Below are 20,925 nucleotides of genomic sequence, written 5' to 3'. Positions count from 1 at the left end.
TCCCTTTTCGTTTTTTGAGGAGATACCCGTGCGCCGTCGTCTTTTCCTGAATTCCCTCGTTGCCGTTTCGTTGTTTCTGCCCGGTCTTGCCACTGCTCAGGACAGACAGGAACTGACCGTCTACACCTATGAAAGCTTCGTTTCCGAATGGGGTCCCGGCCCCAAGGTGAAAGAGGCCTTCGAGAAAGTGTGCGATTGCACGGTCAATTTCGTCGGTGTGGCGGATGGCGTGGCGCTGCTCAACCGCCTGAAGCTTGAAGGGGCGGCGTCGAAGGCGGATGTCGTTGTTGGTCTCGACACCAATCTGGTCGCGGAAGCGAAACAGACCGGCCTCTTCGATATCAGCGGTATCGATGCATCGGCGGCCAAGGTGCCGGGCGGTTACAAGGACGACATTTTCGTCCCTTACGACTACGGTCATTTCGCCGTTGTCTATGACACGCAGACGATAAAAAATCCGCCGACGAGCCTGAAGGATCTGGTGGACGGCGATCCTTCACAGAAAATCGCCATTCAGGACCCGCGCACCTCCACGCCGGGGCTTGGCCTGCTGCTCTGGGTGAAGTCCGTTTACGGCGACAAGGCACCGGAAGCCTGGGCGAAGCTCCGGAAGCGCATTCTCACCGTCACGCCGGGCTGGTCGGAATCCTATGGCCTTTTCACCAAGGGTGAGGTGCCGATGGTGCTCTCCTACACCACGTCGCCTGCCTATCACATGGTCTCGGAAAAGACGGATCGCTATCAGGCCGCGGGTTTTTCCGAGGGGCATTACATCCAGATCGAGGTTTCCGGCCTTCTCAAAAACGCGCCGCACAAGGAACTGGCGAAGCAGTTCCTCGCTTTCACGCTCACATCAGGATTTCAGGATGCCATTCCGGAAAACAACTGGATGATGCCGGTCGCGGCAACGTCCACGCCCCTGCCCGAGGCATTTTCCAAACTCGTCGTACCGCAGAAGACCTTCCTGATGGACCCGGAAGAGGTGGCGAAGAACCGCAAGGCCTGGATCGACGAATGGCTTGCGGCCATGAGCATGAACTGAGCAAGAGGCACGCCCGCGCATGATGCTGCGTCGCGACTACAGATGGTCGATCATTGGCGGAACGGCGGCGTTTGCCGCCGTTTTCCTGTTCATGGCGCTTGCTGTATCAGCACTCCTGTCTTTCGATGCCGGCACATCCGCCACCGGAATCGTGGATGCCTACACGCTGCGCATCCTGCGCTTCACGCTCTATCAGGCAACGTTGTCCACTGTTCTTTCCATTGTTCTCGGCCTGCCGGTGGCGCTTGCGCTCTCCCGCAGACAGGATTTTCCGGGGCGGATTTGGATTATCAGGTTGATGGCTGTGCCGATGGGGCTGCCGGTCATCGTCGGCGCCTTCGGCATCATCACGATCTGGGGCAGGCAGGGTGTTTTGAATACTGCCCTTGTTTTTGCCGGTGCGGAGCAGCCCTTCAGTATTTACGGCCTTTCCGGCATTCTCATCGCCCATGTGTTTTTCAATCTGCCGCTTGCGGTGCGGCTGATGCTGGCCGGGCTGGAGCGGATTCCGGGCGAATATTGGCGGATGGCGGCAAGTCTTGGCATGGGGCCGGTTTCGGTTTTCCGCTTCATCGAGTGGCCGGCCGTCTCGCGGCTTGTTCCCGGTATTGCCGGGCTTGTCTTCATGCTGTGCGCCACCAGCTTCACGCTAGTGCTTCTGCTGGGCGGTGGACCGGCGGCGACGACACTTGAGGTCGCAATCTATCAGGCGCTGCGGTTTGATTTCGATCCGCAAAGGGCAATCGCGCTTTCGGTTTTGCAGATTGCAGTCACAGCAGTTCTGCTCGGCCTTCTTGCCTTTTTGCCATCGCCCGAGGCGGAAATTGCCTCGCTTGGCCGCCCTGTTCGCCGTTTCGACGGCAAGCGCGTTGGCGCGCGCCTGTGGGACGGAGCGGCAATCATTTTTGCGGTTCTGCTGGTCGGCCTGCCGCTTGTTGCCATAACCGTCTCGGGTTTGGGGGCCGATCTGCCGCGTCTTTTGTCAGCGCCGATCTTCCTGCGTGCGGCGGCGACCAGCCTTGCAATCGCTGCGCTCTCCGCAACTCTCGTCGTGCTCTGCTGCTTTGCGATTATCGGTGCGCGACAGGCCGTGGGCTCCAGACGGCACGCGGCTCAGCCCTTGCGCCTTTTGTCCGCCACGCTCGGGGCGGGGTCATCGCTGGTGCTGCTGGTGCCGCCCGTCGTGCTGGGAAGCGGGTGGTTCCTGTTGCTGCGGCCCTTTGGAGATGTCAGTTTTTATGCTCCCGTTCTCGTGGCGCTCATCAACATGCTGATGGCGTTGCCGCTTGCCATGCGGGTGCTGGAGCCAGCCTTCACCAGCCATTTTTTACGCACGTCCCGGCTCTCCGCCAGCCTTGGGCTTCAGGGACTGACGCGGCTGCGGTTCGCCGATCTGCCGGTACTGCGGCGGCCGCTGCTGATGGCGTTTTCCTTTGCCATGGCTCTGTCGCTCGGTGATCTCGGGGCGGTCGCCCTGTTCGGATCGGAAAATTTCGTCACGTTGCCATGGCTGGTCTATAGCAATATGGGCAGCTACCGCACCAATGATGCCGCCGGATACGCGTTCATCCTTGGCGTCGTCTGCCTGCTGCTTGCCGCGGGCGGCGTTTCACGGCAATCCCAATCAGCAAGGGCGAGCATATGACGGGTGACGAATTTGCCGTGGGGTTGGACAAGGTCAGACTGTGGCTCGGAACGCAGGATTTCGATCTCGATTGTATATTCCCGCAAGGCCAGATGACTGCCGTCGTCGGTGCATCCGGTTCTGGCAAGTCGACGCTCCTCAATCTCATCGCTGGTTTTGAATTGCCCGATTCCGGGCGCGTCCTGATCGGCGGGCGGGACATGAAGGCGCTCGATCCTTCCGAACGACCGGTCTCCTCGATCTTCCAGGATAATAATCTTTTCGCCCATCTCGATATCTTCACCAATGTCGCGCTCGGCATCAGCCCCGGGCTGAAGCTGCGGGCGGAAGACAGGCAGAGGATCGACGTGGCGCTCGCACGCGTTGGTCTTGCGGGTTTTGACAAACGTTTGCCGGGCACGCTTTCCGGCGGGGAAAGGCAAAGGGCGGCGCTGGCGCGTGCGCTGGTCCGGAAAAAACCGGTCATGCTGCTGGACGAGCCTTTCGCGGCGCTAGATCCGGGGCTGCGGGCGGGCATGACCTCCCTGCTTCTCGACTTGCATGCCGAAACAAAAAATACGGCGATTATTGTTACGCACCATCCAGACGACATAAAAAAGCTGGCGCAGCGGGTGGTTTTTCTTGATCGTGGCCGCGTTGTCTATGCTGGCTCGACCACAGATTTCTTCGCCACACAAAATGTGAAGGCGGTCGACAGTTTTCTGAACGGCTGATCGCCTTATTTTCGACGCGTGCCGCTGGCAATCGCTTTAGATAACTTCAATGGCGTTAATTTGCACTTGCCAGTTTCAAGTCGTTGCCCGAGAAAAGACGAGAATTATTGCGTTCTTCAGGAATATTCCGGACTTGATGGATCGTTTTTACCGTTTCGACATTCATGGCTCGTTGGGGCGAATCTGTTATTCTGGTCTGCAATTAACGGATGATCAGGAACGTTAGGGGCAGGCATAGAGAATGAGAAATAGCATGACTGCGCAGTGGAGGCTTTTCTCCCGTTCAGGCCTTCGCCGTTCGGGCAGGATGGCTGCCGTGTGTTCCGTGCTGACGGCGTCTGCCGTATTCCTGTCATCGTGTCAGTCTCTCTTCAGCCCGGCCTACCAGTCCACCTTGCGACCTTCGGACAATCCGCAGACCGTGGAAGAGGTGCAGAAGAACGATCCCCGTGCGCAGATGGGCGCGCGCGAACATCCGCGTATTGTGGCGAGTTATGGTGGCGAATATCGTGATGCCAAGACGGAGCGGCTTGTCGCCCGTATCGCCGGCGCGCTGACGGCTGTTTCGGAAAATCCGCAGCAATCCTATCGCATCACCATCCTCAACTCGCCTGCTATCAACGCTTTTGCGCTGCCGGGTGGGTATCTTTACGTGACGCGCGGGCTTCTGGCTCTCGCCAACGATGCCTCGGAAGTGGCCGCCGTGCTTTCGCATGAGATGGGCCACGTTACCGCAAACCACGGCATCGAGCGCCAGCGCCGGGAAGAGGCGGAGGTGATTGCAAGCCGCGTGGTCGCCGAGGTTCTGTCGAGCGATCTCGCCGGCAAGCAGGCGCTTGCGCGCGGCAAGCTGCGGCTTGCGGCTTTTTCGCGCCAGCAGGAATTGCAGGCGGACGTGATTGGCGTGCGCATGTTGGGTGAGGCCGGCTACGACCCCTTCGCATCGCCGCGGTTTCTGGATTCCATGGCAGCCTATGCGCGTTTCTCCTCGGCTGATCCCGAAAATGACCAGAGCCTCGACTTTCTTTCCAGCCACCCAAACACGCCGCAGCGCATCGAGCTTGCACGCCGGCATGCCCGCGCCTTCGGTCAGGACGGTCAGGTCGGGGATCGTGGTCGCGACTGGTTTCTGGATGGCATAGACGGCCTGCTTTACGGCGACAGCCCGCAGGAGGGTTATGTCCGGGGCCAGACCTTCCTGCACGGAACGCTCGGTATCCGTTTCGATGTGCCGGAAGGTTTCGTCATCGACAACAAGGTGGAGGCCGTTCTTGCGACGGGGCCGGGCGATGTGGCGATCCGTTTCGACGGCGTGGCCGATCCGAAACAGACCACTCTTGCCAATTACCTTACCAGCGGCTGGGTTGCCGGCCTGATGCCGGAAACCGTGAAGGAAACGCAGATCAACGGTCTGGAGGCCGCGACAGCCCGTGCGACGGCGGACAAATGGGACTTTGACGTTACCGTCATCCGTGTCGGTCAGCAGATATTCCGCTTCCTGACGGCCGTGCCGAAGGGTAACACGCAGCTCGATTCCATCGCCAACGTGTTGCGCACGAGTTTCCGCAAGATGACGCCGCAGGAGATCGCATCGTTGAAACCTCTGCGCGTGCGCGTGGTGACGGTCAAGCCCGGTGAAACCGTGGCAACGATTGCCGCAAGGATGATGGGGACCGACCGCAAGCTCGACATGTTCCGCATGATGAATGCGATGAGCGCCACCGCCACGCTTCAGCCCGGCCAGCGGGTGAAGATCATTGCGGAGTAATTTGGCGGTCTCTCAGTTGCTGGTTTCCCGGCACAGATAAGCCTCAACGAGTGCGATCATTTCCCGTTTGATTTTGGGTGACTGCAATTGCCCACGTCGGGCGGCGTTGTGAATGATGCCGTCGATGGCGTCGGACACGATCAGTGCCATAGTCCCGCTTTCCGCCCTTGAGCCGGCCGTCATATGGGCATCAAGCGCTTCCGAATAAAGACCGAGATATTGTTTTTCGAAAGCGCTGTTGGGATCGTTCATTCCCTCATGGCTGGGTGCGTCATCCAGAAGGACCTTGTGAAGGCCGGGATGGATGCTGTGGACCACAATCATGCCGGTTACAAGTTCCTCCACGAATTGCGGGAGGGCGTTCCGCTGCTCGGCCACTCTTTTCATGACGACCAGACAGTCCTCGAGGTGGCGATGGCGCACTGCCTCCACAATCGAAATCTTGTCGGGGAAGTACTGGTACAACGAGCCGATGCTGACGCCGGCGGTTTCGGCGACCCTGTTGGTGGTGAAACCCGCCCATCCATGATCGCTCAAAATGCGAGCAGCTGCGTGGACGACGGCATCTACCGTGGCCTTCGAACGCTCCTGACGCGGCTCTTTGCGCATCGTGGTCTTGCGTTTGGCAATGCGAGTAGACAAGGCAGCCTCCATGACGAAAATATAAACATAGTGCTCACATTTTCCGGATGTAAAGGATATTGCCGTGAAAGATTTACTCAGGAGTTTGCTCGGCTATCACGCATGGGCGAACAGGGATTTGTTCGAGAAGCTGCAACAACTCGATCCCGGCCAAAACGCATCCGAACGGCATACCGCAATTCGGCTCATCAATCACTACTACGTGGTCGCAAGGATTTTTTCGGGCCATCTCACCGGAACGGCGCACGGCTTTCTCTCCGACAATACCGAGGCAACGCCGCAGCTGGATGATCTTGCGAAGGAGGTCGCGGCTCTGGATGGCTGGTATCTCGATTACATCGAGAAAACATCGCCGGAATCGCTTGGCGAATTTGTCGCTTTCACCTTTACGGACGGTGACAAAGGCTACATGTCCCGGGCCGAAATGGTTTCACATATGATCCTGCATGCAGGTATTCATCGAGGTGAGGTTGCGCGTATTTTGAGCCAGCTCTCCATCACGCCGCCCTGGGATACTTTTGCCGTTTTCCTGCACGGAACGCAGCCGCAACGGCGTTTGCAAGGCCTGTAATGCAAAAGCCACCCGCCCCGGTGCGGGGCAGGTGGCTTCCATAAAAGCGTGGCTTCAGGATTTTATTGCCACTCGCGCACATCGACGAAATGACCGGCGATGGCCGCCGCCGCTGCCATGGCGGGGGAGACGAGGTGGGTGCGGCTCTTGTAGCCCTGGCGGCCCTCGAAGTTGCGGTTCGAGGTGGAGGCGCAACGTTCGCCAGGCTTCAGGCGGTCGTCATTCATGGCAAGGCACATGGAGCAGCCCGGTTCGCGCCATTCGAAACCGGCTTCGAGGAAAATCTTGTCCAGACCTTCCTTTTCCGCCTGCTCCTTCACGAGACCGGAGCCGGGCACGATCATGGCCGAGACGGTGGGTGCGACCTTGCGGCCGTCGACGATCTTTGCCGCTGCGCGCAAATCCTCGATACGGCCATTGGTGCAGGAGCCGATGAAAACGCGGTCGATGGCGATATCGGTGATGCGCGTACCGGGTTTCAAGCCCATATAATCCAGCGCACGCCATTTGGAAGTACGCTTGTTTTCTTCCTCGATATCATCCGGATTGGGAACGATGCCCTCGACGGACGTCACGTCCTCAGGCGATGAGCCCCAGGAGACGATCGGCGGCAGATTGGCGGCGTCCAGCACCACGATCTTGTCGTAATGGGCGCCTTCATCGGATTTCAGCGTTTTCCAGTAGGCGATGGCCTGTTCCAACGTCTCGCCCTTTGGCGCGCGCGGCTTGTCCTTGATGTAGTCAAAGGTGGTCTCATCAGGCGCGATCAGACCTGCACGGGCGCCGCCCTCGATGGTCATGTTGCAAACCGTCATGCGGCCTTCCATGGAGAGCGAGCGGATCGCCTCGCCGGCAAATTCAATCACGTGGCCGGTGCCGCCTGCTGTGCCGATCTCGCCGATAATGGCGAGGATGATGTCCTTGGCGGTGACGCCTTCCGGAACCTTGCCATCGACACGCACCAGCATGTTCTTGGCCTTTTTCTGGATCAGCGTCTGGGTCGCCAGCACATGCTCCACTTCCGACGTGCCGATGCCGTGCGCCAGCGCGCCGAAAGCACCATGGGTGGAGGTGTGGCTGTCGCCGCAAACAATCGTCATGCCCGGCAGAGTGAAGCCCTGTTCCGGGCCAACGATGTGGACGATGCCCTGACGCTTGTCGCGCTCGGAATAATATTCGACACCGAAATCCTTGGCATTCTGCGCAAGCGCTTCCACCTGGATACGGCTTTCCTCGTTCTTGATGCCTTCCAGCCGGTCGGCTGTGGTTGGCACGTTATGATCGACGACGGCAAGCGTGCGGGTGGGCGAATGGACCGGACGGCCGGCGATGCGTAGGCCTTCAAAGGCCTGCGGGCTCGTCACCTCATGGACCAGGTGACGGTCGATATAGAGAAGACAGGTTCCGTCCGGGTCACGATTGACGACGTGGTCGTCCCAGATCTTGTCGTATAAGGTGCGGGGTGCGCTCATGGCTCTATGCCTTGTCATGGAAAGGTAAAATCAGGGTTCAGTAAGGCGGTGGACAGCGGGTGCTGTCAGGCGAGCCTAAGTCGGCTGTTGAGCGCCCCGGAAATGCGCGCAAAAAACCGTGCCGGCAGACGCTTGTGGTCCTGCAGCACATAAACATTCTGCGCGAGACATCCGAATTTAGATCCCATGGCGGTCTTCATAGCAGATTGCCGGTTTCGCGGCAATATGAATGCACGCAGACCGTAAAACGGTGACCCGGCGGCTTTGATGTGCGCCGCATCATGTACTCAGGGCTTTAAAATGCCGGTTTCGCAGCCCTTTCGGCATTGGTTATGATGCAATGCAACTTGCGTATCTTGCGGCGCACATATAGATGGGTCCCCTTATCATTTGCATTTCGACGAGCAATCGAAGGGAGGGAAAAGCACATGGTATCGGAAAAATCCCTAATCTCGAAGATCACCTGGCGGCTGATGCCGTTTCTTGGCCTTCTCTATCTCATCGCCTATATCGACCGGCAGAATGTCAGCTATGCCAAGCTGCAGATGGTCGATGCGCTGAGCCTCAGCGAATATGCCTACGGACTTGGCGCTTCGCTGTTCTTCATCGGCTATTTCCTCTTTGAGGTTCCGAGCAACCTTTTCCTCAACCGTTTCGGCGCCAGCAAATGGTTCGCCCGCATTCTGGTGTCCTGGGGTGCCGTCACCATCGCGCTTGCCTACACGCAGAATGCGACGATGTTCTACATCCTGCGCTTCCTGCTCGGGCTTTGCGAGGCCGGTTTCTTCCCGGGCGTGCTGTTCCTGATGACGCTGTGGTTCCCGCGCGATTATCGCGGCCGCATGATCGGCCTGTTCATGATCTTCAGTGCGCTTGCCAATGCCATCGGCGCACCGCTTGGCGGCATGCTGCTCGATCTCGATGGTTTCCTCGGTTATGCCGGCTGGGAATGGGTGTTCCTGGCGACGGGTATTCCCGCCGTGATCGCCGGTATCGTTACCTTCTTCTATCTGGACGATACGCCGGAAAAAGCGAAGTTCCTGACGCAGGCCGAGAAGGACTGGTTGAAGAACCGACTGGCCGAAGAAAACAAGGGCATGGAAGAGCATGCGGAGGACGGCTTCAAGGCGCTGATCAATCCGCGCGTGCTGTTCATGGCGCTTTGCTATGTCGGCTTTCCGCTGGCGGCCTATGGTCTCAGCTACTGGCTGCCGACGATCGTAAAGAGCTTCGGCGTTTCCAACACCGCCAATGGCTTCATCAACATCATCCCCTGGGTGATCGTGGCCGTCGCTCTCTTCGTCGTGCCCCTGGCGGCTGACAAGGCAAAAAACAAAACGCCTTATATCGTCGGCCCTGCCTTCGTCGGCGCGTTTTGCCTGCTGATGTCGGCGCTGCTCAGCGATCCGGTATTGCAGTTCGCCTTCCTTTGCATCGCCGCTGCGGGCATTTTTGCCGGCCAGCCGGTGTTCTGGAGCCTGCCCGGCCGCTTCCTCAAGGGAGCCGGTGCCGCTGCCGGCATCGCCGCCATCAATTCCGTCGGCAATCTCGGTGGTTTCGTGGCGCAGAACGTGGTGCCCTGGATCAAGGACCAGACCGGCAGCACCATTGCGCCGATGTTCTTCCTTGCCTTCTGCCTTGCGCTGGCAGGTGTGCTCGTCATCATCGCGGCGCGAAAAATGGGCAATCAGGCCGAGGCCGCCTGATCTGCAAGATAGCGGCAGCCGGCATAATTTCCGAACCGCCGCATATGTAAAAAATCATGGCCCGGATATGTCCGGGCCATGATCCATTTAAACGGTAACAGATGAAATTCTCTTCGAGAGAAATTACGCCGTGAACCAATCGCTGCCGGTCAGGTGAACGCCGGAGAGAATGATCTTCTCACCCTTGTGCTCGCCAGTAACGTTGTAGCTGAGGACGGTATCGTTATCATAGGTCGAAACCGCCCAGTTATCGATCACTGTACCGACCAGCTTGAGCTTGTCCATGGAGGCGTTGAAGCCTTCGATGGTATCTGTGGCAAAGCTCTTCGCCATGTCACCCAGATTGAAGACGAAGGTATCGGCGCCACCGCTTGCGATGATGTGGTCGATGCCCTTGCCACCGGTGACCAGCGACGAAGCGAGCTTTACACCGCTCAGGTCGATAGAGTCGTTACCCGCACCGGCATCGATCTTGACGGAGGTGTAGCTGCCGTCGGTGATACCAGCACCACCATTCACAGCGCCGGTATTGGCGGCAAGACCGCCCGTGCCCGCAGCCGACGTGTCATTGAAGGCAGCGCCGGCCTTGACGGTGATCGTGTCGTTGCCTGCGCCGGTGTCGATGTTGAAATTGTTGACCCAGGTCTTTTCGTTCGAAACGACAGATACGGTAACCGTGTCGTTGCCTGCGCCGGTCGTGATGTTACCGCGCTTGGCATTGAGAACTTCAACGGTGGACGAACCGGTGCCGCCGAGGTGAACGTCTACCTGTACGAAATCCTTGAACTTAAGGTTTTCAGAGGTGTCAGACTGGGCGAGAGCGTTCTTCACCGAATTCCATGCCGAGGATACGTCAAATGTGAAGCCGTTTGCGTTGGGGTCGTAGCCGACATCGACAGTGCCACCAGCACCGGTACCGGCAACCGCCACAGCGCCAACGCTGACAGCGCCTGAATCGAGCGTAGAGCCGTTTTTGACCTGTGCTGTGGATTCCGTGAGGAGCTTATATGCTTCCTGATCGATCAGGCTGGTGAGCGACGAAACCGATGCCGCGCCGCCATTACCAAAAGTTACTTTTAACGCCATTTTACTCTCCTATAAATTTTTGAGAATTCGATGTATCGAAATTAAATTTAATAAATATTGCGGGTGATAATTAGTACATTATAAATGGCAAGACAATATGAGAAATTGTTTTTTTGGAAAAATTCTCGCTCTTGGTGTATTTGCGAATCGTTTCTAAGAAAACATGTAATGAAAGTCTTTTATTCCTGCAGGAACGTCTTTCTAAGCCTGTCTTGGAACGGTTTGACAAAATAGGAAAGAACGCTTCTTTCGCTTGTCTGTATGAAGACTTCGGCCGGCATGCCCGGATACAACCGTCCACCTGGTATATGGTCCATTCCAGTTTTGCTCGGCTTGATGCGCAGTGCGTAAAATGACGCCCCGCTTCGGGAATCTGTCTGCAAGTCCGGGGCGACGACTGCGACTTCAGCGCTTACATCCGGCGTCGTGCTCTGATTGAAAGCCGTGAAGCGAATGGTCACTGGCTGCCCGACATAGATCTGGTCTATGTCGTTTGGAAGAACATTGGCGTCGATTGCAAGATCTTCCTTTGCCGGCACCACCAGCATAAGCACTTCGCCCGGCTGGATGACACCGTTTATGTTGTGTACCGACAGCTGGTAGATACGCCCCGCAATCGGCGAGCGAATATCGAGGCGGTCGAGCTGGTCGCGTGTTGCCGCAAGCCGTTCCTCGTATTCCGCAACGGTGGCTTCGATTGACGTCAGATCTTTAGTGACCTCGGACTTGCGGTCCTCGTCAAGCTGAAGCGACTGCAAGTCCATTTCGCTCAGCTTGCCTACCGTCTGCGCACGCGCGGCCATATACTGGCCCTGCTGACCTTCGAGATTGGAAAGCTGCCGCTTGAGAAGGTTGAGGCGCTGAAGCGTTACCAGCCCCTTGGCATATAGCTCCCGTGTCTTTGAGACGTCTTCCCTTACGATAGCAAGTTCATTGTTGGTTGCCTCAATCTGCACGTCCATGCCCCGCGCTTCATCGGCTAGCTGATCCTTGCGCGTTACCAATTGCTTCTTCATGCCAATCAGTGCACTGCGACGGCTGTTGAAAAGGTTCTGCTCACTGTCGATGAATGTTTTGGCAGCTTTCGAATTGGTGAAGACGGCCAGATCTTCCGGCGTTGTGAAAGAGGTGGCGTCGGAGATTTCGGCACGCAGACGCGCGCGGCGTGCATAAAGCTGCGCGAGCGTATTTTCGACAATGGACAGGTTTGCCTGAACGATCGTGCCACTCAGCCGCAGCAAAACCTGACCGGCCTCCACCGTGTCACCTTCCGCAACATTGATCTGGCTGACGATACCGCCGGAAAGGTGTTGAATTTTCTTGGAGTTGCCTTCGACAACGACCCGGCCCGTGGCGACGACCGCCCCCGAAAGCTTCGCGAGAGCCGCCCAGCCACCCAGGCCGAAAAGAAGGCCGGCAGCAAGAACGACTACGGCGGTTGAGTGTTTGACGATAGATGTTTTCGTCACGCCGGTTTTTTCTCCCTCAACCATTTTCACCCACCCGGCTTTCCAGCTTGCGTACTTCTTCTTCTGTTTCCGGCACCTGGCGAATATTTTGACGCAGGATTTGCGCAAGCACCTCTTCCTTGGTGCCGAAGCGAAGCATGCGGCCGTTGCTCATCACCATCACAAGATTGACGCTTTCGATGGCGCTCGGACGATGGGCAATGACGACCACGATGCCGCCTCGCGCCCTTATGTCGCCAATGGCGTTGCGCAAGGCTGCCTCGCCTTCGCTGTCCAGATTGGAGTTCGGCTCATCGAGGATGACAAAGAATGGCTCCCCGAAAAGCGCCCGCGCCAGGCCGATGCGCTGTTTTTGCCCGCCTGACAATGCCTCTCCTCGGTCGCCGATATAGGTGTCGTAACCATTGGGCAGGTTCAGGATGAGATCATGAACCTGAGCGGCCTTGGCTGCCGAAACGATGGCTTCCGCCGTTGCGTCACGGTCGAAGCGCGCGATATTTTGCGCGACCGTGCCTGGCATCAGCTCCACCTGCTGGGGCATGTAACCGATGGATTTACCGAGAACCTCGAAATCCCACTGATTCAGTGCGGCCCCATCGAAGCGCACGGAGCCGCGCTCATAGGGCCAGATACCGGTTATCAAACGCGCCAGCGTGGATTTACCGGAAGCGCTTGGCCCTATGATGCCAAGGCCATCGCCCGCGTTCAACGTGAAGGAAATATCGGCCACGGTATCTCGCGCGCCATTGGGTGGACCGCCGGTCACGCGATCGATGGCAACGGTGTATTTCGGTGGTGGCAGGGAAAGCGGCTGTGCGGGTTCCGGTACGAGTTCGAGAAACTCGTTGATGCGTTTCCAGCCCTGTCGCGCAGTCATGAAGCTGCGCCAGTTTGCAATTGCGTGTTCGACAGGGCCCAGCGCTTTGGCCGAGAGGATGGAGCCTGCGATGATGCTACCCGCTGACGCATGCCCCTCGATAACCAGCAGGGCGCCGATTGCCATCACACCCGACTGTAACAAAAGGCGGAATGTTCGGGAAATTGCGGCGAGCATGCCCGCCGTGTCCGACGTCGAGAGTGTGACGGCGCGGTAATTGGAGTGCAGATCGTCCCACATCGACGTCACCGCATTCATCATGCCCATGGTTCTTATGGACTCGATGTTGCGCTGGCTGCTGCCGACGAGTGCATTTCTCTGTCCGCGCACGGTGTAGGCCTGTTTGGTCGCCCTTTCGGTCAGCCAGTTGGTTACGAGCGTCAGCACGACAAGGACCAGGGCGCCGCCAAGCACGGCAAAACCGATCCAGGGATGCAAGGCAAAACAGATCAGCAGATAGATGGGCAGCCAGGGAATATCAAAGAAAGCTGCTGGTCCCGGCCCGGACAGGAATTGACGTATCTGATCGAGATCGCCGACGATCTGCAGCCCGTCTACCTTGCCGTAGGCGGCAAGTGGTGCGCTGATTGATGCCCTGAAGAGCTTCTGATTGAGCTCGTCGTCCATATTGTCCGAGATGCGAGCCAATATCCGGCCGCGCAGAGCATCGAACCCCACAAGAAAGGCATAGAGAATAACCAGCAGAACAACGAGAGCGACCAGAGAAGGAATACTCTTGCTCGGCAGAATCCGGTCATAAACCTCCAGCATGAAAAGGGAGCCAGAAAGGTTGAGAATATTCATGAGTGCGCTGGCAAGGCCGACAGCGAAGAAAGCGCGCTTATTTTTTGTTAAAAAAGAATTAAAAAAAAACATATCAACACCTAAAACTGCGCGAAAATTGCACAATAAGTGAAACTAGGCAATGCTATTAGAGAATGTTCTAAATAAATTAGGCAAAGAGATAAGTAGCAATACGACTTTGATCTTGATCTGTCGATACGGAGATGGGGTCGAAGGCTGGACGTGACGCTATGTCGCCCACCAGAGTGTTATGGCGCATCGATGCAACAAAAAAGGCGGTCCAAAGACCGCCTTCTCCGTAAATCCATCAAAATGGAAATCTTATTCCGCTGCAGTTTCCGCAGCCTTTGCTGCTTCTTCCGCTGCCTTGGCTTCTGCTGCTTCGGCTGCTGCCTTTTCGGCGGCGAGAGCCTGTGCTGCTGCTACCTTTTCAGCTTCCAGACGTGCCTTTTCTTCGGCGACTGCCTGGCGCTCGGATTCGTTCAGCTTGCGGGCGCGCGTACCGGTGTTTTCAACGATACGGGCAGCCTTGCCGCGACGGTCGCGCAGGTAGTAGAGCTTCGCGCGGCGAACCTTACCGCGGCGAACGATTTCAACGCCTTCGACCAGCGGGGAGTAGATCGGGAATACGCGCTCGACGCCTTCGCCGTAGGAGATCTTGCGAACGGTAAAGCTTTCGGAAAGGCCGCCGCCGGAACGGGCGATGCAAACGCCTTCGTAAGCCTGAACGCGGGTACGGTTACCTTCGGTAACGCGCACGTTGACGCGCAGCGTGTCGCCCGGAGAAAACTCAGGCAGGGTGCGCTTTGCTTCGATCTTGGCAGCCTGTTCGGCTTCCAGCTGCTGAATGATATTGGTCATGTTAACCTCTGATTTCTTCTGAAACAGCCAGAGCGCTCAACGTTTCGTCTGTCGGTCAATGCCTTCAGACCATGCCGTGCGGCAGGAGCGGGTTCGCCATTCTTTGCTTGCGGTTAAAGGGGAAAACCCCAATTCCACGCGGGCACATACACGAGGCAGCGCCATTTGTCATCCCTTCATGACAATATTTTATCAATTGTGGGCGACGTACGGGCTGTTGCGAAGGTGCGTTTCCCCGGTTATGGCATGAAAACCTTGGGAGGGGCCATGTCCGTACTTATTATCATGATGCTGTTTGCGACCGGCTTTCTATCTGGCGTGGTCAATGCGATTGCCGGTGGCGGCACCTTTTTGACCTTCGGGGCGATGACGCTTGCAGGCCTGCCGCCGATTGTCGCCAATGCCACGTCGGCGATCGTGCAGTTTCCCGGTTACATCACCTCCGTGATCGCCTACGGGCCTGAAATCCGCGCCCACTGGCGCGAAGCGATCCTCCTGTCGGCCGTCTCCATCGTCGGCGGGCTGGCGGGGTCGCTTTTGCTCCTGTCGCTCGACAACCCCTCCTTCCGCCAGCTTGTGCCATGGTTGCTTCTGGCCGCAACCGTTGTTTTCGCCGCTGGCCCGTGGCTGCGACCGAAGGCCAGTGCCGAGCGTTCACCCGGTAATGTGCCGAGCCTCTTCTTTCAGGGGCTCGCCTCCATCTATGGTGGTTTTTTCGGGGCGGGCATGGGCATCATGATGCTGGCCATCCTCGGAATGACCTCGGGTGGCAGCTATCATCATCTGAATGCCCTGAAGAACCTGCTCTCGGTGGTGATCGCGATCATCGCCATTACGATCTTCGTCAGCGGCGGCGTCGTTTCCTGGTGGGCCGCCCTCATCATGTTCCCGGCGGCCGCGCTTGGCGGATATGTGGGGGTGCACACGGCAAGGCGGGTGCCGCAGTGGATCATCCGCTGGCTGGTCATTGCAGTCGGGCTGGTACTGACGGCCTATTATTTTTTCGCGGTTTAAACCTTGGCCTTTTCCAGCAGGTCAGGCCGTCTTTCCTTCGTCAACGCCAGCGCCTGCTCGTGCCGCCATTTGTCGATGACGGCGTGATTGCCAGAGGTGAGAACGGCTGGGATGTCGCGGCCTTCCCAGACCTGCGGACGGGTGTAGTGCGGATGCTCCAGAAGCCCACCCTCGAAGCTCTCATGCACGCCTGAGAGATCGTTGCCCATGACGCCCGGCAGAATGCGGACAATGGCGTCCAGAAGCGTCAGCGCGGCCGGTTCGCCGCCGGAGAGAATGTAATCACCGATCGACACTTCCTCCAACCCGCGCGCCTCTATGACCCGCTGGTCGACGCCTTCGAAGCGGCCACACACGATAATCGCGCCGTCGCCTGCCGCCAGTTCGCGCACTCGGTCCTGCGACAGTGGCTTGCCGCGCGGGCTCATCAGCAGACGCGGTCGCGGATCTCCATCTGAAACATGGTCGATGGCTGCGGCCAGAATGTCGGGTTTCAGCACCATGCCGGCGCCGCCGCCTGCCGGGGTGTCGTCCACGCTTCTGTGCCTGTCGGTGGCGAATTCACGGATCTGCACGGCCTCAAGTGACCATTGCTCGCGCTCCAGCGCCTTGCCCGCCAGCGAATATCCGAGATGCCCGGGAAACATTTCCGGGTAGAGCGTCAGAACTGTAGCCTTGAATGTCATGGCCTTATTTCTTGCCGAAAGGCGATGCGCCGGTTTCGTCTTTGTCGTCCGGATTGTCGATCAGGCCGGCAGCCATGGGATCGATGAGAATGCGTCTCGCCTCCAGATCAATTTCAAGCACGGCTGCTTCCGAAAAGGGGATGAGGGCGGGACGGCGGCCCGCACCTTTAAGCTCCAGGAGGTCGCCTGCGCCGAAATCGTAAACGGCGCTGACGGCGCCATAGCTTTTGCCTTCGGCATCGACGGCTTCCAGCCCTTCGAGGTCGGCATAATAAAATTCGTCGTCGTCCAGCTCGTCATCCGGCAAATTGTTGCGTTCGATGAACAGTTCGAGCCCGTTCAGGCTTTCCGCCGCATTGCGGTCGTTGATACCCCTGAAGCGGACGACAACCACATTCTTGCCCTCGCGGACTTCCAGAATTTCGAAGACGCGGCCATCGGCGCTGACCAGATTGCCGTAATCGCCGAGCGCCATCGGTTCGTCCGTATAGGTGCTGACGCGGACTTCGCCGCGCAATCCCTGTGCGCCGCCGATCTTTGCCATGAGTATCGGGTTTTCCAGCTTTGCCATCGGGCCGTCCGTCTTCTGGTGTTGGTTGCGTCTGGTTTACAGCATCAGCGTAAAAATCGGAATCGATTTTCACAGGGCACGATGCGCAGATCCAACGCGCTAGAGCATAGTTCCTGACGCTCTAAAGTTTGTTGATACCAAAATAAACAAAAAACGGGCGGCATGGAAAACCACGCCACCCGTTCTCTAAAATTCTATTGCAGATTATTCTGCAGCAGAAGCTTCTGCTGCGGCAGCAGCTGCGTCTTCAGCCTTCTGCTTCTTTTCTGCAACGCGTTCCAGAGCGCGCTTGCCCGGCAGTGCCTTTTCCGGGTTGCTGCGAGCGGCGCGATCGGCAAGGCCTGCCTCTGCGAGGAAGCGCAGAACGCGGTCGGTCGGCTGTGCGCCCTTGGCGATCCATTCCTTGATGAGGTCAGCCTTCAGCTCGATGCGCTGCGGGTTGTCCTTGGCGAGCATCGGGTTCCAGGAACCGACCTTCTCCAGGAAACGGCCGTCGCGGGGCGAACGGGCGTCAGCAACGACGATCTGGTAGTACGGGCGCTTCTTGGAACCACCGCGTGCGAGACGAATTTTAAGTGCCATGTTATTTACTCCTTGAGATAGCTTGTCCGCCGGTTAGGCGGTCTTTTCATTACCGCCATGTTCGGCGGCTATTGCTTCATGATGCCGGATGACTTCCTTGATGACGAAGTTTAGAAACTTCTCGGCGAAATCCGGATCCAGATTGGCATCCTTCGCCAGACGGCGAAGGCGTTCGATCTGGTATTCCTCGCGCGCCGGGTCCGCCGGCGGCAAATTGTATTTTGCCTTCAGCACTCCCACCGCTTTGGTACAGCGGAAACGTTCGGCAAGAATGTGAACCAGTGCGGCATCGATATTGTCGATCGACTGGCGGTATTCGGAAAGCTGGGCTTTCACTTCTGCGTTGTTCACTGGCGTCGCCCTCACTTCTTTTTCGGGAAGCCGGGCAGGCCCGGCATGCCGCCAAGACCCGGCAGCTTTGTCCCGCCCAGACCGGGTAGCCCGCCGGGCAGACCACCCAGACCGGGCATTGCGCCCGGCTTGCCAAGACCGGCAGCTTCAGCCTGTTTTTGAAGCGCTTCGAGCTGCTTCGGGTCGATGTTCGACAGATCAGGCATGCCGCCGCCCATCATGCCACCAAGCCCCATCTTGCCCGCAAGGCCGCCCATCATCTGCTTCATGATGCCGCCCTTGCCCTTGCCGCCCATGGCTTTCATCATGTCGGCCATGCCACGGTGCATCTTCAAAAGCTTGTTGATTTCGGCGGCATCGGTGCCGGAACCGGCGGCGATGCGCTTTTTGCGGCTGTGTTTGAGGATATCGGGATTGGCGCGTTCGGCCTTGGTCATCGACGAGATGATGGCGATCTGGCGGTCGAACATCTTGTCGTTGAGGCCTGCGGAAGCCATCTTGTCCTTCATGCCGGCCATGCCGGGCATCAGCCCCATGATGCCGCCCATGCCACCCATCTTCTTCATCTGGGCAAGCTGGTCGGAGAGATCGTTGAGGTCGAACTTGCCCTTGGCCATCTTTTCGGCCATGGCGCGGGCTTTTTCGGCATCGATATTCTCGGCGGCCTTCTCGACCAGCGAGACAATGTCGCCCATGCCAAGAATACGGTCGGCGATACGGCGCGGATGGAACTCGTCGAGTTCGTTCATGCGCTCGCCGATACCGATCAGCTTGATCGGCTTGCCGGTGACGGCGCGCATGGAGAGGGCCGCACCGCCGCGTCCGTCGCCATCCATACGGGTGAGCACGAGGCCGGTGATGCCGACGCGTTCATCGAAGTTGCGCGCCAGATTGACGGCGTCCTGACCGGTCAGCGAATCCGCGACCAGCAGGATTTCATGCGGGTTGGACTTCTTCTTGATGTCGGCCATTTCCAGCATCAAGGGTTCGTCGATATGGGTGCGGCCGGCGGTGTCGAGAATGACGACGTCATGGCCGCCAAGCTTGGCGGCCTGCACGGCGCGCGCGGCGATATCTGTCGGCGACTGGCCTGCGATGACCGGCAGCGTGTCGACACCGGTCTGCACGCCCAGCTGGCGAAGCTGTTCCTGTGCGGCCGGACGACGCGTGTCGAGAGATGCCATCAGCACCTTCTTCTTGTCGCGGTCGGTCAGGCGCTTGGCGATCTTGCCTGTGGTCGTGGTCTTGCCCGAACCCTGCAGACCCACCATCATGATGACGACGGGGGCGGCCGCATGCAGGTCGATCGAGACGCCTTCGGTGCCGAGCATCTCGACAAGTTCGTCATGCACGATCTTGACGACCATCTGGCCGGGCTTGATGGATTTCAGAACGGCTGCGCCGACAGCCTTTTCACGCACCTTGTCGGTGAAGGAACGCACGACTTCCAGCGCAACGTCCGCTTCCAGAAGCGCACGGCGAACCTCGCGCAGGGCGGCGGCAACATCGGCTTCCGTCAGCGCGCCACGGCCGGTCAGTCCATTCAGAATGGAACCAAGGCGGTCCTGGAGGTTTTCAAACATCGTTTCTTCCTTCTTCGTTCCGGGATCTCCGAAACGTCGGTGCTTTCGCTGCCAAAAACAAGACGCAAAGCCAAAAAGCACCCGAGGGCGCATCGCGCTGTCGGGTGTTGACCTCCGGGATCTCTTTATACCTTTGCGGGTCCCGGTCGGCGGCTTGGAGTCGTGAAACTGCCAGCTGATTGGCCGCGATAAACAGGAAAGTGCCGTGAAAGTCAAGACAGTGCCGGTTTTCATGCGGCAAAGCATGCCTTGTCATCTTTACGTGATCAGACGAAAGCTGCGATGGCGGTGCTTGAACGGCGTCGCCTGGCTTCTTATACCTTTCCCATGAAACGTCGAAACTTCTTTCGTTTTTCCGCACTTGGTCTGCTTGCTCTTGCGGGCGGCGGCCTGTTTGCGCGCCGCTCTAACGCCAGCGCCTATTATAGTGGGCCGGTCTCCGATCATTTCGACGGGGTGCGTTTCTTCAATCCCGGCGGCTCGCCGCCCGGCAATTTCATGGGCCTCCTGAAATGGCGCTTCAACGGCGAGCGCGCCACGTGGCCGGAAAACTACCCCAGCCCGTTTCCGTTCGCAAAGCCGGAGCCTCGCATCGACGGCAAGGACATTCGCGTCACCTTCGTCGGTCACGCCTCCTTTCTTATCCAGACGGCAGGGCTGAATATTCTCATCGATCCGGTGTGGTCGCAGCGTACCAGCCCGTTCAGCTTCGCCGGTCCCAAACGCGTCAACCCGCCGGGCATCCGTTTTGAGGATTTGCCGCCGATCGATCTGGTGCTGGTGACGCATAATCACTACGACCATCTGGATATGGAAACGCTGAAGCGCCTGCATGTGGCGCACAAGCCGCTTTTCATCACGCCGCTTGGCAATGACGCCATCATCCGCACCGGCGTCGAGGCAGCGCGCATCAAGGTGGGGGACTGGGGCGATGTCCTTGAGATTGGTTCGGTCAAAATTCATTTCGAGCCGTGCCACCATTGGTCGGCGCGTGGGCTGAACGACCGGCGCATGGCGCTGTGGGCGGCCTTCGTCATCGAAACGCCTTATGGCAAGATTTATCATATCGGCGACACCGGCTTCCACGACGGCCTCAATTATCACGCCGCGCGCAAGAAACACGGTGAGTTCCGTCTCGCCAACCTGCCTTTCGGCGCCTATGAGCCGCGCTGGTTCATGAAGGGCCAGCACCAGAACCCTGCGGAAGCCGTGGAAGGCATGAAGATCTGCGGTGCGGCACATGTCTGCGGCCATCATTGGGGCACTGTGCAACTGACCGATGAAGCGGTCGAAGCTCCTCTTGTCGCGCTGAAGGCAGCGCTTGCTGAGCAGGGGATAGACGAGAGCCACTTCCAGCCCATGCGGCCCGGCGAAGTCTTCGACGTACCTTCCGCCTGAGCGGCTCAGCGGTTTGCGCCGCAACAGTCTGGTAATTTGCCGCCCTTTCCGCCATATAGAGCGAAAGTGCGGGCAAAGCCCGTC

The 20,925-nt window shown here is 58.3% G+C and carries 19 protein-coding genes; 8 read left to right on the top strand and 11 right to left on the bottom strand.

Annotated elements, in window-relative coordinates; all coding sequences use genetic code 11:
• Window positions 1-28: 28 nt before the first annotated feature.
• From thiB to AC5SEO_RS17475, 4 genes are all read left to right on the top strand, one after another.
• Entirely contained in the window at window positions 29-1,042 is a 1,014-nt protein-coding gene (gene thiB, locus AC5SEO_RS17490; RefSeq protein ID WP_003516576.1) for a thiamine ABC transporter substrate binding subunit, read from the top strand.
• Between the two features lie 19 nt (window positions 1,043-1,061).
• Window positions 1,062-2,687 (top strand): thiamine/thiamine pyrophosphate ABC transporter permease ThiP, encoded by a 1,626-nt coding sequence (gene thiP / locus AC5SEO_RS17485; RefSeq protein WP_003516578.1) that lies wholly within the window; start codon window positions 1,062-1,064, stop codon window positions 2,685-2,687.
• Window positions 2,684-3,400: a thiamine ABC transporter ATP-binding protein gene (locus AC5SEO_RS17480; protein WP_174068670.1), complete on the top strand. Its 717-nt coding sequence runs from the start codon at window positions 2,684-2,686 to the stop codon at window positions 3,398-3,400. Before thiP ends, AC5SEO_RS17480 begins: the two co-directional genes overlap by 4 nt.
• Before the next feature lie 307 nt (window positions 3,401-3,707).
• Window positions 3,708-5,168 carry a M48 family metalloprotease gene (locus tag AC5SEO_RS17475; RefSeq protein ID WP_025594597.1) on the top strand — a complete coding sequence of 487 codons (1,461 nt, stop codon included), beginning with the start codon at window positions 3,708-3,710 and terminating at the stop codon, window positions 5,166-5,168.
• A gap of 12 nt (window positions 5,169-5,180) precedes the next feature.
• On the opposite strand, the gene AC5SEO_RS17470 is transcribed toward AC5SEO_RS17475, so the two are convergent.
• Window positions 5,181-5,777, bottom strand: coding sequence for a TetR/AcrR family transcriptional regulator (locus AC5SEO_RS17470; RefSeq protein WP_113291880.1), 597 nt, complete (start codon window positions 5,775-5,777; stop codon window positions 5,181-5,183).
• Between the two features lie 97 nt (window positions 5,778-5,874).
• Between AC5SEO_RS17470 and AC5SEO_RS17465 the strand changes: the two genes are divergently transcribed.
• Entirely contained in the window at window positions 5,875-6,381 is a 507-nt protein-coding gene (locus AC5SEO_RS17465; protein ID WP_111802469.1) for a DinB family protein, read from the top strand.
• Window positions 6,382-6,443: 62 nt separating this feature from the next.
• On the opposite strand, the gene leuC is transcribed toward AC5SEO_RS17465, so the two are convergent.
• Window positions 6,444-7,853 carry a 3-isopropylmalate dehydratase large subunit gene (leuC, locus tag AC5SEO_RS17460; RefSeq protein ID WP_003516597.1) on the bottom strand — a complete coding sequence of 470 codons (1,410 nt, stop codon included), beginning with the start codon at window positions 7,851-7,853 and terminating at the stop codon, window positions 6,444-6,446.
• A gap of 428 nt (window positions 7,854-8,281) precedes the next feature.
• Here leuC and AC5SEO_RS17455 point away from each other — a divergent pair, with 428 nt between their 5' ends.
• Window positions 8,282-9,559 carry an MFS transporter gene (locus AC5SEO_RS17455; protein ID WP_003516599.1) on the top strand — a complete coding sequence of 426 codons (1,278 nt, stop codon included), beginning with the start codon at window positions 8,282-8,284 and terminating at the stop codon, window positions 9,557-9,559.
• Between the two features lie 123 nt (window positions 9,560-9,682).
• Here the strand turns inward: AC5SEO_RS17455 and AC5SEO_RS17450 are convergent, their stop codons facing one another.
• From AC5SEO_RS17450 to rplS, 4 genes are all read right to left on the bottom strand, one after another.
• On the bottom strand, window positions 9,683-10,645 hold the full coding sequence (locus AC5SEO_RS17450; protein WP_019566020.1) for a hypothetical protein: 963 nt from the start codon (window positions 10,643-10,645) through the stop codon (window positions 9,683-9,685).
• A 179-nt stretch (window positions 10,646-10,824) separates the two neighbouring features.
• A complete protein-coding gene (locus AC5SEO_RS17445) occupies window positions 10,825-12,138 on the bottom strand; it encodes an HlyD family type I secretion periplasmic adaptor subunit (RefSeq protein WP_174068669.1) in 1,314 nt (437 codons plus the stop codon).
• Entirely contained in the window at window positions 12,131-13,867 is a 1,737-nt protein-coding gene (locus AC5SEO_RS17440) for a type I secretion system permease/ATPase (protein WP_019566022.1), read from the bottom strand. Before AC5SEO_RS17440 ends, AC5SEO_RS17445 begins: the two co-directional genes overlap by 8 nt.
• Window positions 13,868-14,116: 249 nt before the next feature.
• The gene (gene rplS / locus AC5SEO_RS17435; RefSeq protein ID WP_003492508.1) at window positions 14,117-14,656 is read right to left on the bottom strand and encodes a 50S ribosomal protein L19; all 540 of its coding nucleotides are present in this window, start codon (window positions 14,654-14,656) and stop codon (window positions 14,117-14,119) included.
• A gap of 267 nt (window positions 14,657-14,923) precedes the next feature.
• On the opposite strand from rplS, the gene AC5SEO_RS17430 reads away from it, so the two are divergent.
• Window positions 14,924-15,670, top strand: a complete 747-nt coding sequence (locus AC5SEO_RS17430; protein ID WP_013636926.1) for a sulfite exporter TauE/SafE family protein — start codon at window positions 14,924-14,926, stop codon at window positions 15,668-15,670.
• On the opposite strand, the gene trmD is transcribed toward AC5SEO_RS17430, so the two are convergent.
• The 5 genes from trmD to ffh all read right to left on the bottom strand — a co-directional run bounded on the left by trmD (window position 15,667) and on the right by ffh (window position 19,443).
• Complete coding sequence (gene trmD, locus AC5SEO_RS17425) at window positions 15,667-16,356, bottom strand: tRNA (guanosine(37)-N1)-methyltransferase TrmD (protein WP_174068668.1); 690 nt, start codon at window positions 16,354-16,356, stop codon at window positions 15,667-15,669. The two genes, AC5SEO_RS17430 and trmD, sit on opposite strands and share 4 nt — an antisense overlap.
• A gap of 4 nt (window positions 16,357-16,360) precedes the next feature.
• Window positions 16,361-16,927 carry a ribosome maturation factor RimM gene (gene rimM, locus AC5SEO_RS17420; RefSeq protein ID WP_174068667.1) on the bottom strand — a complete coding sequence of 189 codons (567 nt, stop codon included), beginning with the start codon at window positions 16,925-16,927 and terminating at the stop codon, window positions 16,361-16,363.
• Window positions 16,928-17,131: 204 nt separating this feature from the next.
• On the bottom strand, window positions 17,132-17,509 hold the full coding sequence (rpsP, locus tag AC5SEO_RS17415) for a 30S ribosomal protein S16 (RefSeq protein ID WP_003516612.1): 378 nt from the start codon (window positions 17,507-17,509) through the stop codon (window positions 17,132-17,134).
• A gap of 33 nt (window positions 17,510-17,542) precedes the next feature.
• Window positions 17,543-17,860 carry a chorismate mutase gene (locus AC5SEO_RS17410; RefSeq protein ID WP_013636924.1) on the bottom strand — a complete coding sequence of 106 codons (318 nt, stop codon included), beginning with the start codon at window positions 17,858-17,860 and terminating at the stop codon, window positions 17,543-17,545.
• 11 nt (window positions 17,861-17,871) lie between these two features.
• A complete protein-coding gene (gene ffh, locus AC5SEO_RS17405) occupies window positions 17,872-19,443 on the bottom strand; it encodes a signal recognition particle protein (RefSeq protein ID WP_003516616.1) in 1,572 nt (523 codons plus the stop codon).
• A 282-nt stretch (window positions 19,444-19,725) separates the two neighbouring features.
• Between ffh and AC5SEO_RS17400 the strand changes: the two genes are divergently transcribed.
• Complete coding sequence (locus tag AC5SEO_RS17400) at window positions 19,726-20,841, top strand: MBL fold metallo-hydrolase (protein ID WP_174068666.1); 1,116 nt, start codon at window positions 19,726-19,728, stop codon at window positions 20,839-20,841.
• Window positions 20,842-20,925 lie beyond the last annotated feature (84 nt).

The organism is Agrobacterium sp. K11, assembly GCF_059429395.1.
Note: the sequence above shows the minus strand (reverse complement) of the source record. Positions and strands in the feature narration are given on the sequence as shown.